17 protein-coding genes are annotated in these 16,516 nt (G+C 62.0%); 5 read left to right on the top strand and 12 right to left on the bottom strand.

The window, feature by feature from the left end; translation table 11 throughout:
* Position 1 precedes the first annotated feature (1 nt).
* A complete protein-coding gene (gene purH / locus MUG94_RS04255) occupies positions 2-1,615 on the bottom strand; it encodes a bifunctional phosphoribosylaminoimidazolecarboxamide formyltransferase/IMP cyclohydrolase (RefSeq protein ID WP_227907951.1) in 1,614 nt (537 codons plus the stop codon).
* 123 nt (positions 1,616-1,738) lie between these two features.
* A complete protein-coding gene (locus MUG94_RS04250) occupies positions 1,739-3,286 on the bottom strand; it encodes an HNH endonuclease (protein WP_227907950.1) in 1,548 nt (515 codons plus the stop codon).
* Positions 3,287-3,574: 288 nt separating this feature from the next.
* On the opposite strand from MUG94_RS04250, the gene MUG94_RS04245 reads away from it, so the two are divergent.
* A complete protein-coding gene (locus MUG94_RS04245; protein ID WP_227907949.1) occupies positions 3,575-4,927 on the top strand; it encodes an MFS transporter in 1,353 nt (450 codons plus the stop codon).
* A 33-nt stretch (positions 4,928-4,960) separates the two neighbouring features.
* Here the strand turns inward: MUG94_RS04245 and purN are convergent, their stop codons facing one another.
* A complete protein-coding gene (gene purN / locus MUG94_RS04240) occupies positions 4,961-5,539 on the bottom strand; it encodes a phosphoribosylglycinamide formyltransferase (protein ID WP_227907948.1) in 579 nt (192 codons plus the stop codon).
* A gap of 39 nt (positions 5,540-5,578) precedes the next feature.
* Between purN and MUG94_RS04235 the strand changes: the two genes are divergently transcribed.
* A complete protein-coding gene (locus MUG94_RS04235) occupies positions 5,579-6,016 on the top strand; it encodes a hypothetical protein (protein ID WP_227891526.1) in 438 nt (145 codons plus the stop codon).
* Between the two features lie 164 nt (positions 6,017-6,180).
* Here the strand turns inward: MUG94_RS04235 and MUG94_RS04230 are convergent, their stop codons facing one another.
* Together MUG94_RS04230 and MUG94_RS04225 are read right to left on the bottom strand one after the other, a co-directional pair.
* Positions 6,181-7,467: a cell division protein PerM gene (locus tag MUG94_RS04230; protein WP_227907947.1), complete on the bottom strand. Its 1,287-nt coding sequence runs from the start codon at positions 7,465-7,467 to the stop codon at positions 6,181-6,183.
* A 106-nt stretch (positions 7,468-7,573) separates the two neighbouring features.
* Positions 7,574-8,326, bottom strand: coding sequence for a TSUP family transporter (locus tag MUG94_RS04225; protein ID WP_227891529.1), 753 nt, complete (start codon positions 8,324-8,326; stop codon positions 7,574-7,576).
* 22 nt (positions 8,327-8,348) lie between these two features.
* On the opposite strand from MUG94_RS04225, the gene MUG94_RS04220 reads away from it, so the two are divergent.
* The 3 genes from MUG94_RS04220 to MUG94_RS04210 all read left to right on the top strand — a co-directional run bounded on the left by MUG94_RS04220 (position 8,349) and on the right by MUG94_RS04210 (position 10,578).
* Positions 8,349-8,984: a DUF1684 domain-containing protein gene (locus tag MUG94_RS04220; RefSeq protein WP_227907946.1), complete on the top strand. Its 636-nt coding sequence runs from the start codon at positions 8,349-8,351 to the stop codon at positions 8,982-8,984.
* A gap of 232 nt (positions 8,985-9,216) precedes the next feature.
* On the top strand, positions 9,217-9,768 hold the full coding sequence (locus tag MUG94_RS04215; protein ID WP_227907945.1) for a GNAT family N-acetyltransferase: 552 nt from the start codon (positions 9,217-9,219) through the stop codon (positions 9,766-9,768).
* Between the two features lie 12 nt (positions 9,769-9,780).
* A complete protein-coding gene (locus tag MUG94_RS04210) occupies positions 9,781-10,578 on the top strand; it encodes an MSMEG_6728 family protein (RefSeq protein WP_227907944.1) in 798 nt (265 codons plus the stop codon).
* Here the strand turns inward: MUG94_RS04210 and MUG94_RS04205 are convergent.
* The 7 genes from MUG94_RS04205 to MUG94_RS04180 form a co-directional block, all read right to left on the bottom strand.
* Positions 10,575-11,261, bottom strand: coding sequence for a DUF6318 family protein (locus MUG94_RS04205; protein WP_227907943.1), 687 nt, complete (start codon positions 11,259-11,261; stop codon positions 10,575-10,577). The genes MUG94_RS04210 and MUG94_RS04205 overlap by 4 nt on opposite strands.
* A gap of 141 nt (positions 11,262-11,402) precedes the next feature.
* Positions 11,403-12,077 carry a DUF6318 family protein gene (locus tag MUG94_RS17185; protein ID WP_227907942.1) on the bottom strand — a complete coding sequence of 225 codons (675 nt, stop codon included), beginning with the start codon at positions 12,075-12,077 and terminating at the stop codon, positions 11,403-11,405.
* Between the two features lie 213 nt (positions 12,078-12,290).
* Complete coding sequence (locus MUG94_RS17315) at positions 12,291-12,593, bottom strand: PKD domain-containing protein (RefSeq protein ID WP_423724357.1); 303 nt, start codon at positions 12,591-12,593, stop codon at positions 12,291-12,293.
* A gap of 227 nt (positions 12,594-12,820) precedes the next feature.
* Entirely contained in the window at positions 12,821-13,465 is a 645-nt protein-coding gene (locus MUG94_RS04195) for a DUF6318 family protein (protein WP_227891830.1), read from the bottom strand.
* A 322-nt stretch (positions 13,466-13,787) separates the two neighbouring features.
* Positions 13,788-14,597: a hypothetical protein gene (locus tag MUG94_RS04190; protein ID WP_227907941.1), complete on the bottom strand. Its 810-nt coding sequence runs from the start codon at positions 14,595-14,597 to the stop codon at positions 13,788-13,790.
* 107 nt (positions 14,598-14,704) lie between these two features.
* Positions 14,705-15,346: a DUF6318 family protein gene (locus tag MUG94_RS04185; protein WP_227909260.1), complete on the bottom strand. Its 642-nt coding sequence runs from the start codon at positions 15,344-15,346 to the stop codon at positions 14,705-14,707.
* Positions 15,347-15,530: 184 nt separating this feature from the next.
* A complete protein-coding gene (locus MUG94_RS04180; RefSeq protein ID WP_227908531.1) occupies positions 15,531-16,178 on the bottom strand; it encodes a hypothetical protein in 648 nt (215 codons plus the stop codon).
* Positions 16,179-16,516: the final 338 nt, after the last annotated feature.

Genomic DNA, 16,516 nt, shown 5'->3' with positions numbered 1-16,516 from the left:
GCTAGTGGAAGAAGTGGCGTGAGCCGGTGAAGTACATCGTCACTCCGGCGGCGTTGGCTGCCTCTATGACTTCGTTGTCACGGATGGATCCGCCGGGCTGGACGACGGCGCGGACACCGGCGTCGATCAGGATCTGCAGTCCGTCAGCGAACGGGAAGAACGCATCCGACGCCGCTACGGAACCCCGTGCGCGGTCCTCGTCCGCACCGCCCAAGGTGTTTGCCCGCTCCACGGCGAGCCGGCAGGAATCCACTCGGTTTACCTGCCCCATGCCCACGCCGACAGAGGCGCCGTTGTGCGCCAGCAGGATGGCGTTGGATTTGGCCGCGCGCACAGCGGTCCAGGCAAATGCAAGGTCCGCCAGCGTGGCGTCATCCGCTGCCGGACCGGACACCAGGGTCCAGTTGTCAGGGTTGTCGCCCTCAGCCTGCATCTTGTCGGACTTCTGGATCAGCATGCCGCCGGAGACCTGACGGAATTCGGCCGCGCTGCGCCCGTAGCCGTCCGGCAGTGTCAGGAGACGGATGTTCTTCTTGGCGGAGAGGATCTCCACGGCCTCGGCGTCGAAGTCCGGGGCGATGACCACCTCGGTGAAGATGTCCTTCACCGTTTGTGCCATGCCTGCGGTGACCGTGCGGTTTGCTGCGATCACGCCGCCGAACGCGGAAACGGGATCGCAGGCATGCGCCTTGGCATGGGCATCCGCGATGGGATCGGCCGCGTCCGCGGAGGCCACGGCCACACCGCACGGGTTGGCGTGCTTAACGACGGCGACGGCCGGCTCGTGAAAGTCGAACGCGGCGCGCAGGGCAGCATCAGCGTCGACGTAGTTGTTGTAGGACATGGCCTTGCCGTGCAGCTGATCGGCCTGCGCCACGCCGGGCTGCGCGCTCTTGTCCGCATATAGCGCCGCATCCTGGTGCGGGTTTTCACCGTAGCGCAGCACCTCGGACCGTTCCAGGGCCAGGCCGGTGTAGGCGGGCCATGTGGTGCCCTCTTCGGTTCCGTCACCGAACTGCTCGGCGGTCCAGGCCGCCACGGCGGTGTCGTAGGCGGCGGTGGAGGCGAAGGCCTCCGCCGCCAGGCGGCGGCGCTGGTCCAGGTCGAAACCGCCTTCAGCCGCTGCGGTGACCACGTCGCCGTATTTGTTCGGATCAACGACGACGGCCACGGAGGGGTGGTTCTTGGCGGCGGCCCGGACCATGGAGGGTCCCCCGATGTCGATCTGTTCCACAACCTCATCCTGGCTGGCGCCGGACTTCACGGTCTCCACGAACGGGTAGAGGTTCACCACCACCAGGTCGAAGGGTTCAATCTCCATTTCCTCCAGCTGCGCCACGTGGTCCTCCCGGCGGCGGTCAGCCAGGATGCCGGCATGGACCCGAGGGTGCAGGGTCTTTACCCGTCCGTCCAGGCATTCTGCAAAACCGGTGACCTCGGAGACTTCAGTGACGGGAACGCCTGCAGCAGCAATCTGCTTGGCAGTGGAACCGGTGGATACGATGGTCACCCCGGCGGCGGAAAGGCCCTGAGCCAATTCCGTCAAGCCGGTCTTGTCATAGACCGAGATCAGGGCCCGGCGGATTGGTACACGGTTCAGCGGCTGAGAGCTCACGCAATATCTCCAAAGTAAGAGTGTGTCGGTGGCTACAGTTTAGGTCACGGCGTCCTGCCGGGCAGAGTGTGAAGCCGAGACTGGGGTTAACACAGCTGGGTCTGCCGGATCATTGCGCTGCTCCTATCGGGAGCCGGGGAGCAGCGGTGCGGTGGAGCGGTAAATGTGTCCGGTTGGCGTGGTGATTGTGACGCTGTGCCGGCCCGTCCCGTCATTGTCGGCGAGCGCTGCGGGTGCTCCTTCACACCGGGTTGTCCAACCAGGCGCTTCTTTGGCCTGGTTGCACGCCTCGCATAGCCCCTGAATGTTGTCTGCGCTGGTGGGGCCTCCCTCGCGGAAGGGTTTGATGTGGTCATAGTGCCGGAGCGGCGCCCCGCACCACGGCGTCCGGCAGACCTGATCGCGTGCAGCGATCAGCCGCGCCAAACCGTCCGGAACCAGCCGGGCGCGGGAGTCCATGGCAGTGAGCCGACCGGTGTCCGGTGCTGTGTAGAGCCGGCGAAGCCATACCTCCGTGCGTGGTTGTCTTCGGTGCGGCCGGAGCTGCTGCGGGGCTGCACTGCTGCCGCCCCTTCGGATCAGATCCCGCGCCCACTGTGCGGGAACAATTCCGTACCCGGCCAGCACGGCCGGTTCCGCACCGTCGGGCACGAATGACTCAGCCGATCCAGCCGCACCGCCGCAGGCTGTCCGGGGTGAATTATCGGGATTGCCGGTATCACCGCCTCCGGTATCACTGTCACCGGAGACGACGGGCGGAAGGACGCCATGCAGCAGAGTCCTGTCTGTCATGATCAGCTGCACTTCCACCCGCAGGTCCTCCGCCCGGGCCTGGCCGGTCAGCAGTTCGACGAAGGTGTCGGCCATAACCTGGCCCTTTGAGCGGGGATCTCCGGCGGCACGGGTCCGATCGGCCGTGCGCATCAACGCGGCCATCACTCCCACGCCCTGAGCCACCGGCAGCAGCGCCGTCACGTATGCCATGGTGTCCGGTGCCGGACGGCAGGAAACGAATCGCTCCGAGGCGGCCTTTGCCGCGCGGTTCACCACGGTGAGCGGATCCAGTCCGTAGGACACAGTTCCGATCGCGGCAATCAGTTTCCGGTCCCCGAGTTGTGCAAGCCGCTCCTGGTCCCCGGCGATCAGCTCGTCCACCTTCTGCCGATCAGCCAGTGTCAGGCATGCGGTCTCCCGCACCAGAATTGTGGCCCGCCATTCGCTGATTATTCCGCGGCTCAATGCGCGCAGAGTATGGGGCATCTCTGTACTGAGGATTCGCGCCAGCCCAAGCAACCGGGCGCCCTTATTCGGGGATTCGCGCCGGGCCAGCGCAATCTGCGCTGCGACACCCCGGCCAAGCTGATCCGCTTTCACCCCCGCACGGGCCTGACTGCGCCTGGATGACTCGTCAAAAACGGCGGCCGCACGAGCCTGCGCAGCACAAATACTTCCCTTGAGTTCCTCCAGGGCCCGGATGTGATCGATGAGCTGCACTCTTACCGCGGATTCAACTGCATCCACTTCGGCGGGACCCAACCCGGCAGCGTCCACTTCCGCGGCGGCCGGGTCCAGGTCGAGGGCCGGGTCCGACCGACCGCAGCGTTTGCCGACTGCCACGGAGGCCATACCCGTGCCCGTGCTGCCCCGATCAGGAGCGGATGAGTAGTACATGTCTTCTAGTTTAGTGATGCAAATCACACAACGGACCACTTTGGGCTACGGGAGAATGGACAACAAACACTCCAATATCTCCCCCCTACTACCTGCCCCGTCGAGATTCGCCGGAAGCCGCCGGCCCAGGAACGGGCGACCCGCTGTTCTCCGCTGCTGCGCCTGCAGGCCGGCAGTTGGATTCACTGGGGTTTCCCGCATCGTCCGGCCCGCGATGTACAGTTTCTTCGGACCTGCCGCGAGGCCTGGCCGCCGCTCCCCGCATCCGCCGCTTGGAAGGCCATCCCCATGACAACAACGAGTGCCCTGCCAACGGGCGACCAGGTGGTTCAGGATCTGCCCTGGAAATGGAAGGTCCAGGGACGGATCTTCATCATCGGCGGCCTCGGGTTTATGTTCGATGCCTGGGATGTGACCCTGAACGGCGTCCTCATTCCCCTGCTGTCCAAGCACTGGGACCTGGAACCGGCGCAGGCCGCCTGGATCGGCACCGCCAATCTGCTGGGCATGGCCATTGGCGCGTTCGTGTGGGGATCCATCGCCGATGCCATCGGACGCAAGAAAGCCTTCACGGCCACCCTGCTCGTCTTCTCCCTGTTTACGGTGCTGGGAGCGTTCTCCCCGGACATCGTCTGGTTCTGCATTTTCCGCTTCATGGCAGGCTTTGGGCTAGGCGGCTGCGTTCCCGTGGACTATGCGCTGGTGGGCGAGTTCACGCCGCGCAAGCAGCGCGGCAGGGTACTGACCGCGATGGACGGCTGGTGGCCGGTGGGGGCGGCGCTCTGCGGAGCCACCTCGGCGCTGATCATGGCCACGCTGGCCGACTGGCGGTTCACCATGCTGATCATGGTGCTGCCGGCACTGCTCGTCTTCTGGGTCCGGCGCTCGGTGCCTGAATCTCCGCTGTTCCTGGTCCGCAAGGGACGCACATCCGAAGCGGAAACGGTCATTAACCAGCTCATTCAAAGCACCGGCGCCACTGTTGCCAATTGGCGGCTTCCGGAACCCGAGGAGCCGGCCAGGCTGTCTCTGCGGGGCGTAGGAACCCAGTTGACCGACCTCTGGCGCTACAGCTGGAAGATTACGGTCTCCGCCTGGTCCCTGTTCTTCACCATCCTTCTGGTGTACTACTTGGCGCTGACCTGGATGCCCAAGATCCTCGTGGATTCCGGCTTCAAGGAATATGCGGCGTTCCTGACCACCTCGGGGATGGCCGCCGTCGGGCTCCTGGGAGTTATCGCCGCGGCCCTGCTGGTGGAGCGGGTGGGACGTAAATGGATCCTGGCTATCACCGGTCCGCTCTCAGCGCTGATCCTGGTGGTTGTGGCCCTGGTCCTGGACGTGCCGGCCGCCGCCACTGGCTGGCTGCTGGCCTACGGCTTTGTGGTGCAGGTGGCCATTCCGGTGCTCTATGCGTACGTGTCAGAGCTGTATCCCACGGAGCTGCGCGGCAGCGGATTTGGCTGGGCCTCCACGGTCAGCCGGATCGGCGCCGGCTTCGGCCCGCTGATCTTCGTCTCCATAGCGTGGCCGTACCTGGGCCTGCCGCTGTCCTTCGGACTGGCCGGTGTCCTGGTGGTGCTGGCCATCGCGTGGATGATGCGGTTCGCGCCGGAGACCCGGGGCGCGGCCCTGGACTAGCAGTGGGCCTACGGGCAGCACCGGCACCCGCACTTAGAGCGCAGGCAGACCCTCAGCGCTGATCCGGTCCAGGGTCTCGATCAGCAGCCGGCGTTCCTGGACCTTGATGCGCTCGTGCAGGGTTTCCTCGGTGTCGCCGTCGAGCACCTCGACGGCCGCTTGGGCGAGGATCGGCCCGGTGTCCACCCCGGCGTCGGCAATGTGAACGGTGCAGCCGGTGACTTTCACTCCGTAGGCCAGGGCGTCCCGCACTCCGTGCGCTCCCGGGAAGGAGGGCAGCAGCGCCGGATGGGTGTTGAGGTAGCGCCCCTCGAACGTGTTGATGAAGTGCTCGTCCACAATGCGCATGAAGCCGGAGGACAGCACGAGGTCCGGGGAATAGGACGCCACCTTGTCCGTCAGCGCCGCGTTCCACTCCGCACGCACGGCATAGTCGCGGAAGTTCACCACGAAGGTTTCATAGCCCGCATCGGCTGCCCGCTGCACTCCCAGGGTGCCGGGCCGGTCCGCGCCTACGGCGGCAATTTCGACGTCGAGCTTCCCCTCCGCCACAGCGTCCAATACGGCCTGAAGGTTGGATCCGGTACCGGACACGAGAACAACGATGCGCATGCGTCAACCATAGGCTCAGCCGTCGCCTAGGGTTAAACCATGAACAACGACGGCCGTGCCCCTGATCAGACTCCCCCGCCGTTGCAGCAGGCGCCCGAAAAGACCGCTGCCACAGACGAACAGAAGCAGAGCGCCCGCGGCTATCTGCGGATTTTCGTGGCGCTCATTGTGGCTGTGCTGCTCACCTCCGGGCTTGCCCTGCCGTGGAAAGTGGTGCCGCTGGTGCTGGGAGTTGCCGCCGTCGTCGTCGGCATTATGACGCTCGTGAAGATGACGCGCTTCAATATGGGGCAGGCGCAGATCATCGTGACCGCCTTTGGCCTGGCCGCATCCGTGGTGATGACCCTGGGCCTGGGGCTGGCTGTCGCCACGTGGGACAGCACGGAGAAGCTTGAGGCCTGCCTGGCCAACGCGCTGACCATCCAGGCCAAGGACCAGTGCGAAGAGCAGTTCACCACCGGTTTGCTGCCGCGCTGAAAAACGCCGCAGGGCACCCGCTGATGGGAAAGCCGGCCTCAGCCTTGCATCCTTATGACGCTGCTGGGGCTGGTGGCGGGGCGCGGAGACCCGGGCTGGCTTCGGCCGGCGCTCAGTACAGCACAGTTCGGCTATGCCGCGCTGCTCTTCTTCCAGCACTTCCGTCAGCGGCGCTCCTCGTGCTCCAGCCAGGGCCCGACGGCGTAGCCAACCACCACGCCCACGGCCACCTCCGCGGCAATCCAGAGGCCAGTCCACAAAGGATCCGCGCCCACGTCCACGAAGCGGCCGATTCCCGCTGAGCCGCCCGAGATCAGGACCGCGGCGGCCGCCAGGATCCCGGACACCAGTCCCACGAAAACTCCCAACAACAGCGTGGAGACCGGGGCGGTGAACCAACGGGCCCGGATCTTCAGGGACAGCCACTCGTCAAAATGATTCTCGCCTTCGCGCAGGAACCACCAGCCTGCCAGGAAGCCTGCCGCGACGGGCAGCATCAGCACGGCGACAGCGTATTCCGCCCCGCCGGCGGGCAGCGCAGCCAGCACGGGAACGGCGGGCAGCGGACCCACCGTGGTTTCCAGCGGGCTGATCAGGCTGCCTGTTCCAAGGGAGAAACCGGCACCCGAGGTCCAGCCCAGCGCCCAGCCCATAAAGTTGGGCATCATCCCCAGTTCGACGACGGTCAGGACGGCTCCGCCGATGATTCCGGCATCCAAATGCTGATAGACGGCCACAATCTCAGCCCAGCTCATTGCCAGGGCCACGGTCACCAGCAGGGCTGAGAAGCCCAGCGCCGCAGTAATGCCGACCACTCCGGCCCGGATCACGGCCCATACGTAGGACCCGGCCCAGCGCGAGTGCTGGCTGGTGCGTGAAATCCAGTCGGTGAGGTCCACGCCGATCAGCCGCACCCAGGAACCGGCCTCCCGCCGGGCACCGACAAACAGTCCCAGTCCGGCCGAAATTAGTGGAATCAATGCCCCCGCGGTCACTGAGATGGAGACGTCCTCGTTGCCGGAGAAGTAAGCGGCGGCACCGCCGAGGAGTGCGTAGGTTCCCAGCGCACCCAGCAGCGCCTGCCAGAGCTGGTCCGTATAAGAGGCCCTGGCCAGGCGCCGTCCGGCGCGCCAGGAAAGGAAAAACGGAATCAGTGTCAGACCCAAGGGGAACAGGGACAGTACGCCGGAGGTGGCGCCGGTGGCCAGGGTTCCGGCGGGAAAGGCCAGGGTCAGCGGGACGCCGTGGATCAGGAGCCAGCCCTGCCCGCCCAGCTGGGCCAGCGAGGCGAAGTTCCGGTCGGTGAAGCCGTCGGCAAACCAGACGCCGATCAGGGGCAGGAAAACCAGGAGGGCGGAAAGGACTGCAGCCTGGCCGAGTTCGACCACTCCCTGCAGCCACAGGGGCATCGGTAGGACACCCGGAGTTTTCGGGCGGGTAAAGAGTTTCATCGCTTCTATCGTCCCACCCGGTGCGCGGCGGAAGGTTTAGGAGGGGCCGTGAGTCGGCACCGGCGGTTGGGGTTTGGTGATGGCGGCGGACGGGCTGGCTCGGACCTCAGCTGGCCAAGTCGAAGATCCCCTTGGCCAATGCAGCCGCCGCGCCGAAGAAGGCGATGAACACCACGGCAGCACGTGCCTGTTCATCGCGGATGAAGCGCTGCAGCTTCTCCCCGGCATAAATGCCGCCGATGATCATCAGGCCAATGAGCGCCCACGCCCAGGGCCCGAACGGCGGCATCTGCCCCGGATCCATGGACAGCTTGGCGGTCAGGGTGACAATGGCAATGGTGACGAAGAACGGCTGGAGGGTGGCGGCGAACGGCCGCTGGGGCCAGCGCGCCATCAGCGCGTAGGCACTGACCGACGGTCCGCCCACGCCGGCCACCGCATTCGTCACCCCGGAGAGGAAACCTGCGACCACCTTCGGGGCGTTGCCGGTCACGGTCACCGAGGTGCGCTGCATGACCAGCGACGCGGTCAGCGCCACCAGCACCACCGCTCCCACCACCACGGCCATGGGGGCCGCCGGCAGGTACACGGCTGCAACCGATGCGGGGATGCTGCCGCAGACTGCCGGGATGGCCAGCCAGCGGTACATGCTCCAGTCGATGTCCTTCCGGACCCGCAGCATGATCAGAGCCGAGGAGACCAGGCCGCAGACGTTCACCATCAGCACGCCGCCGTGGGAACCCAGCAGAATCACCAGGAACGGAGAAATGAGCAGGGCAAAACCGAGGCCTGCAATCCGCTGCGCAATGGCGCCGATGAAGATTGCCACGAGTACGACGATGAGCAGTCCGGTAGTCACTCGAACACACTACGCTGAACGAATGATCTCCCCCGTCACGGTCCTGCAGACAGCGGATTGGCGCCAGCGCGTCTTCAGCCTCTACGCGCAGGTGCGCCTTACCGCCCAGGAGGTGTCGCCGTCGTACGCCCACGAGCTGTGGCGCGCGGAGCGGGACCGGCTTTTTGCCGAGCACCCCGCCTCGCCGCTGAAGCCCCGTGCCCGTGAACACTTCCGCGGACTGGAGGTGGCACCCTACGATCCGGACCTGCGCAGCGATGCACTGATCGACGACGACGGCGCCGGCGCGCGGATGGACGTGCCCACCGGAACGGACGGCGTGGTTCCGTTTGTCCGGATGGGCACCGTGGCGGTCGACGGCGTGGGCCGGCTGGCGGTGTGGCGGCTGGCGTCCTACGGCGGCGGGATTTTCCTGCCCGTGCGTGATGCGCTGTCCGGCACCGACGGCGGAAGCTACGGCGGCGGCCGGTATCTGCTGGACACGATCAAGGGAGCGGATCTTGGGCAGGGTGCAGCCCCGGCGAGCCTGGTCCTGGACTTCAACTTTCTGTACAACCCGTCCTGCGCCTACGACGAGGCGTGGGCCTGTCCGCTGCCCGGCCCGGACAACCGGACGGATGTTCCGCTGCGGGTTGGAGAAATGTACGCGGAGTACTGACTGCAGGGTCTATCCTCTGAATCCTTCGTGCACATCACGGGCCCAAACACGCCTCTTCCGAATCCTTCGTGCAGATCGCGGGCCCAAACTGCCCTCCTCCGAATCCTTCGTGCACATCACGGGCCCAAACTCCCCGAAAACCCTCTTTTAAGCCCCTGACGTGCACGAAGGATTTTTGCAGGACCCGTGACCTGCACGAAGGATTGCGCCTTCTCTTGCCTAAGCTGGATTCGTGACCGTTTCCGTTACTTCAGCAACCCCCACCGACGCCCCGGAGCTGGCAGATCTTGCTGCACTGACCTTTCCGCTCGCCTGCCCGCCGGAGGTGACCGCCGCGGACAGTGCGGCGTTCGTTGCCGACCACCTGTCCGAAGACGCCTTCGCCCGGTATCTCGCCGACGATTCCAAAAAGATCCTGGCCGCTCGACAGGACGGCAACCTGATTGGCTATGCGCTGCTGGTTTTCTTCGCGCCAAGTGATCCGGAGGTCGCCGAAGCTCTGCGGCATCTTCCCGCTCCGGCTGCGGAGCTGTCCAAGTGCTACGTCCATCCCGGGGCCCACGGCACCGGGGCTGCTGCTTCCTTGATGCAGGCAGCCGTGGACACCGCCGTCGCATCCGGGTGCCGGACCCTATGGCTGGGCGTGAACGACCTCAACCTCCGGGCCCAGTCGTTTTACCGCAAGTCGGGTTTCACTGAGATAGGCAGGCGGAACTTTACCGTCGGCGGACATGTGTTCCGCGACTTTATCCTTGCTCTGCCGCTCTTCCCCGGCGACGAATGACACACTGAGTCCGTGCAGACGTTTCTTCCCTATGACAGCTTCAGCCGCAGCGCTGCGGTCCTCGACCAGGCCCGACTGGGAAAGCAGCGCGTGGAAACTCTGCAGGTCCTGCGCGCCCTCGTGATTCCGGACTACGGCTGGCAGAGTCATCCCGCCATGAGGATGTGGATGGGCCATATCCCGGCCCTGACCGCCTACGGGCTGGCGATGACCAATGAGTGGACGTCGCGGGGGCATACCGACACTGTCTACGAGCAGATCCTGGAATTCGCGCCGGAAGCCGCGGATGACGACGTCGTGCTTCCTCCCTGGTTTGGGGATGCCGCCCTGCACGAGAGCCACCGCTCCAACCTGATCACTAAAGCTCCCGACTTCTACGCGCCCCTCTTTCCCGACACCCGGGGAGGGCTGCCCTATGTGTGGCCCGAGCCCGAGCATCCTGTGCTTCCGTCCGAACCTGCCGGCGACGCCGTGTGGGTTGCCCGGCCCTCAGTGGATAAGGCGAGTGGAGATCCAGTGATCGAGCTGCCGATGCTGAATGGAAAAGGCACACCAATCACGGGAAAACGGGGGCGCGAGCTGGTTCGGTTTCTGGAGGACATGGACGACGGCGACGACGTTGTCCTGCTGGGTGCCGACCGTGCTGTCCTGAGTGTCGGCACGGTGGGGCCTGTGTCGCTGACCAATGACACCGCGAAGCGGAGCGTGAGGATTGACGGCACCATTCCCCGTGCGGCGTTTCGCTACCCGGCGTTGCTGCAGGATCCTCGAACGTTATTCAGGGTTCCTCGCCCTGCTGCTCTTGGCTAGCCGGTGTTCCCCAGAACAGGAGCCTCGGAGCCGGCAGCCTTAAACCAAACGACATCCTGGGCAGTCCATTTGCCGTCAGCGTAGGACGCTTCGAGCATATGTGTGTCTGTCCACCCCTCTTCTAATTCGTATAGATGGTTGTCCGGTCCGCGATATTGGATGTGAAACTGACTAACAATGGCCAGAACCTGGTAGACATCTTTGCTGGTTAATACATATGCAGAGTGTTTCGAACCCACCGTGAAGTTACCCCCGACAATCCAATCCTGGTCCTCATAACCCAGCTCAACCATCTCGTAAAGTCGGGAACAGATTGTGCAGTCTGGACCGCTCACTTCCTGCAGCGGCGAAAGGTCACCTGTTTCGAATGCATAGGTCGCCAAGGCATACCAGTATTCGGTAAACGCCAGCAGCCCTTCCTTTGACTGCTGTTCGGCTAGTTCCGGTAGTACCGGCAGAGGAACGTTCTCGGATGGCCGTGCCGATGTGGCGGCTCGTGAGATCGCGGGAGTCGGAGTGGGGGACGATCCAGGCGTCTTCTCGCTGCTCGCACTAGCGCTGCTGCTCGGTGCGCCGAGGCTTGCCTCAGAGCCTGAACAGCCGCTAACGAAAAGGAGAACAACCAGGCCGAATGGTGCTAATCGGGCGGGTGACACAGTCGCGTGCAGCTTAGTGAGATTCATATGATTACCCTCGAGAGGATTCTTTCGCAGGGAAGAAATGGTGCCGGGCTGGACGTGATGCCGACAGTAGGTGGCTCACCCACCGCACGGGGAGATATCCGCAACACGTTCGAATAGTGCCAGTACTAGATAAACAACAATCTATATATTCTCCACGAGCACTGCAGACCAGCAATTATTCTTGTATGACGCTTCGATTAGCTGCACTATCGGGGAGGGGGTTCCATCTGATGGTCCATAATCAATCCCGGGCCCATAGTACTCCAAGTCATCTTGCATAATCTGTATAAGTACTTGGTACGAGCCGCTTGGTGTCAATATAAAGTCGGAGTGCACATCTCGGACCGTGACGACGGATCCCGCCATCCAGTCTTGGTCATCATAACCAGATTCCAATGATGAATAGAAGTGTTTACATACTGAACAATCGGGACCACTAATCGCTCTAAGCGGCTCGGGATCCCCTGTTTCATACCCGTAATTGATCAGTGAATACCAGTATTCCGCGAACGCCTCGAGTCCTTCCTTTGACTCTTGCTTCGCCAACTCCGGCATCACGGGCAACGGCACATTCTCCGCGGGACCTGCAGCAGTTGCCGGTTTGTAAACGGCAGTAGGCGCTGGCGTCGCAGTCGGAGTGGCGGTCTCCTCGCTGCTGGCGCTCCCACGCGGCGATGCGCTGGAAGAACCCTGGGCAGCCTCGGCCTCTGGATTCCCGGAACCGGAACAGCCGCCCAACACCAGAACAGCAGCCAAACCAGCAGCACCCACCCGGACAGAAACAGGTACGGCAGAACAGGCACGAGTGCGGAACATCTAAATACCCCCAAGGCAAAAATGGAGCAGGACTGGACTTGACACCCACAGTACGTGGCTGCGCCACAGTTTATGGAGTTATCCACAGAACGCCAGAGAAAGTCGGAGTCGTTACAAATTGTGGAAACGTGCAGGCGTCCATTCACATATTCTTGAGGAGGATCGACTTAACAGCCGAAGCCGCTTGGGTTCTGGAAACAGTCATCCGCGACATTACGCGACTCGGACTGCCACACTGATTGTCTGCGCTAGAGGAAAGGTCAATGCGCGTCCATCAATGGGAATCATCGGCCCTCCATTGATCGAGTACTCTCCCGAAAAGTAAATAGCAACTGACACATAATAATCACCAGGCCGCTCGTAGACGTGGCTAGTTTCGGTTACTTCGCCGATGAGCTCCTCTGGAAGCGGGTTCCCGGGCCAGACTGCGGGACCGTATATGGTGCCATCCCCATAATTCCACTCGTACTCCGTGGGCGTCACCTGGATGCGCACGCTCTGCCCTAGCAGGGTCATGTCGAATGTCTGCTCGCGTGCCTCGGCATATTGACCAACGAATAAGGACTAGGTTGCAGGGTGAAACTGCCCGGTTCAATGGGTGCAGTCTGGAACTCTTCGAGGACCAGTCCAACCAGCTCGGCAGCGACTTCGTCAGGATCCGAGGTGTAGATACAGCTAGGAGTGTCTCCATGTCTGGGCCAAGTCTCACGAGGAGGGTCCGTCACGGTCGAGACATTCTTTTCTCACATCTCTAGAGTCTCGAGAGTCACTACATACCAGCCCCCGGAGGTGAAAACGGCCTCCATTAATTGGACAGCTGGCGTGCTAGTCCCCGGATCCGTCCCTAAGTGTCCTGCCGGACCGTAGTATTGCAAGTCATCTTGGAGAATTAGTATCGTTGCCTGGAACGCTCCTTCATCTGTTTCAACATAATTGGAGCTGAGGTCTTGAAGGTGCAGTTTTGCCCCCGTCATCCACTCATTTTCTGAATAACCATTATCGAGAACCGCGTAATAACTCTCACACGCAAAACACGTATCGGCGCTGGCAGCACGAAGTGGCCCAGGATCCCCAGTTTCATATCCATAGTTGATCAGTGAATACCAATACTCCGCGAAAGCCTCAAGGCCTTCCTTCGACTTCTCCTTCGCAAGTTCCGGCATCACAGGCAAGGGCACATTCTCCGCAGGGCCCTCAGCGGTCGCCGGCTTGTAAGCGGCAGTAGGCGTTGGTGTCGGCGTCGCCGTCTGAGTAGCGGTCTCGCTCGCGCTGGCGCTCCCGCTCGGCGAAGCGCTGGAAGAGCGATTCTCCGCAGCTTCAGCCTCAGGCTCCCCGGAACCGGAACAGCCGCCCAACACCAGGACAGCTGCCACCGCGGCAGCACTCATACGGGCAGAAATGGGTATGGAAGAAAGCGCGCGAGTGCGGAACATCGAAAATACCCCCAGGGCAGAAATGGTGCGGGACTGGACGTGATGCCCACAGTACGTGGCTCACCCACAGCAAGGGACTTATCCACAACACATTTGCGCAGATCACTTCAGGGTCACAGCATCGTTTACAAACCATCTTCAGCCGCGATCTTCGCAACCGTTCCCCCAAATGCTCTATGGCTGACACCCGGAAGCGCGGTTCATGCACCGAACTCCCCTAAACCTTTCGATCAGATAGTCAGCTCAGCGAGGGGACCCGCGGGGGTTAGCGAGGGCACTAGCAACCGAAGCCAGCTGGGTTCTGCAAACAATCATCGGCAACGTTGTGGGAATCGGATTTCCAGACGCTGATGGCCTCAGCAGGGGTATCGAAGACGCCGCGTCCGTCAATTGGGATCAGGGGACCCCCATTGAGAGAATACGCAGCAGTGAAGTACACCGTGGCATGTATCTGATAATTACCTGTGACAGTGTAAACATGACTTGTTGCTGTCTTTTCACCAATCCTCGGGTCAGGCAGTAGCGCACCTGCATCGTAGGTCAACTGGCTCTGATCTCCATCGCCGTAGTGAAGGACGTATTCGGATGGTGTAGCCACAATTCTCACGTCCTGTCCGAGAAGCACAGTGTCGATGACCTGTTCCTTTGAATCCACGAAGATATTGGTCTCCGCGCCTCTCATTGTGTGAGGGCCCGGTTGAGTCGCAACCTTGCCCGCATTCACCGGGTGCTCCTGGAATTCTGAGAGAAGAAGAGAGGTTATTTCCTCGAGGAGCTCCTGCGGATTTTCAGAATAGACGCATGATGGGCCATCGCCTACGAAGGTTTCCCAAACAGGAGGATCAATACGAATCGACCGCTTCCACCTGACGTACTGACCCCCAGGTCCCTCGTCACATGAATTAGCGTTCAAACAGGGCAGGTTACCAACATCGCCCTCGAAGCAAACCGGATCATACGAGTAAATATATGCATCATTCAGAAGCGCAGGCTCATCTGTCCACACATCTGTACCCGACGGTTCACCCCAGTTCCCACCAACTCCGATACCGTTTTTCCCCCAATCAAAGTCTTCAGTAGATTCCACTACTGGAAATGCACCTACGTTGCCCATAAAGGATAAAACAGAGGTCAGAAATAAAATTGGGAGGATCCGCCGCACTTGATTTTGCGTCTTATAGGCTCCCATAACGACTAAATGCCCTCAACAAGATCTACAACCCAGCGTCCCTCTACGTAGGTTGCCTCCATGATCTGGGCGAATGAATCCTTACTGGGTGTATGTTCCCTGTAGATCACCCCATTAGGCCCACGATCATTGCCTGGAGCCGACTTGATTGAAAGGATTACTTGATATCGCCCTTCCGGCGTTTCCACAAATTTTGTTCCCAAAGCTACAATTGATAACGTTCCACCTTGGACCCAATCTTCACCCGCGTGTCCCTTTTCCATCGCCACATAGTATGCCTCGCACAATTCGCATTCCGGACTGCTTAATTCTTTCACTCGAGAAGTATCTCCAGTTTCATACCCATAATTCACCAAGCTAAACCAATACTCCGCGAAAGCCTCAAGGCCTTCCTTCGACTTCTCCTTCGCAAGTTCCGGCATCACAGGCAACGGCACATTCTCCGCAGGGCCCTCAGCGGTCGCTGGCTTGTAAGCGGCAGTAGGTGTTGGTGTCGGCGTCGCCGTCTGAGTGGCGGTCTCGCTCGCGCTGGCGCTCCCGCTCGGCGAAGCACTGGAAGAGACGTTCTCGGCAGCTTCAGCTTCAGGCTCCCCGGAACCGGAACAGCCGCCCAACACCAGGACAGCTGCCACCGCGGCAGCACTCATACGGGCAGAAATGGGTATGGAAGAAAGCGCGCGAGTGCGGAACATCGAAAATACCCCCAGGGCAGAAATGGTGCGGGACTGGACGTGACGCCAATAGTACGTAACTGCGCCACAGCATACGGAGTTATCCACAGCACGCCAGAGAAAACCGAAACCCACCCAAATTCAGGCCAGCAGCCGAAGGTCAGTCCATGTCCCGCAAAGACACCAGCATCCGCTTCACATCGCGGAATTCAGCACTGTTTTCGTACGCCGCTGCACCGTCCAGATAGGACTGGCCGGACGGAACATCCTCTGCCGAATACGTGCCCGCAAAGCGCCCGCCGCTGGATTCGGTGAAGGTAAAGAAATCGAAAAGCCCGCACTGGCCGCGGTCCCCTAATTCGCTGATCACCGCATAGGTCGCCACGGGTTCACCCCGTTCCGGGGTTGAGAAGGCAAGGGAATGGTAGACAAACCGCTGATCTGTACCCTGGGCCGAATCCAGCTCTGGCATCGGCTCGGAGTCGTACTCCGTGTACTGCGCGGCCTCATCGGGGTCGGAGCACACCAAACCGGTGATAATTCCGGTGTCCAGCTGGGCAATCAGGTCTCCCTCGGCGTCGTTCACCTGGATCGATACGCCGCCGGCGGGATCGTTGGCCAGCGGCTGGATCTCTTCCACAGTCCAGTCGGGGCGGTGTTCGAAGGCGAGAGACCCGTCCGTGGTGCTGTAGGACGGCCAGGCTCCCGCGGCACGGGAAGTCTCCCCGGTGTCCGCAGCAGGGGCACAGGATGACATACTGAGCACAAGCAGCGTTGTCGCCGCCAGCGTGGTGTTACGGTATCTCACATCAGCTCCCGGAGACGTCCGTGCTAGCACCCCATGGTACTCAGCAGACGGCACCCGCGCCCAGAGTACCCGGTCTTTCCGGGAAGCAGCCGGCATATCCGGTCCGCGTCCCCGCCGGCCAGTAGTACCCCTATGTGCAGAGCCGCACGAGCCGCGCCCGCACTTGGGCCGCGGCCTCCGCCCCGCACTCGAACTTATTGGAGGTTCCGATTACAGATACAGCAGCAGAACACGATGTGTATTTCGGCACCCCCGAACCCGAGCATGAAACCGAGGACCTCCAAACCGCGTCGCTGGCTGTCATCCAGCGGGTGGAACACCGGTCCGACGTTGCTCTG

Source organism: Arthrobacter gengyunqii (genome assembly GCF_023022985.1).
GTDB lineage: Bacteria > Actinomycetota > Actinomycetes > Actinomycetales > Micrococcaceae > Arthrobacter_B > Arthrobacter_B gengyunqii.
The sequence above is the reverse complement of the archived record's forward strand: the minus strand, read 5'-3'. Positions and strand labels throughout refer to the sequence as shown.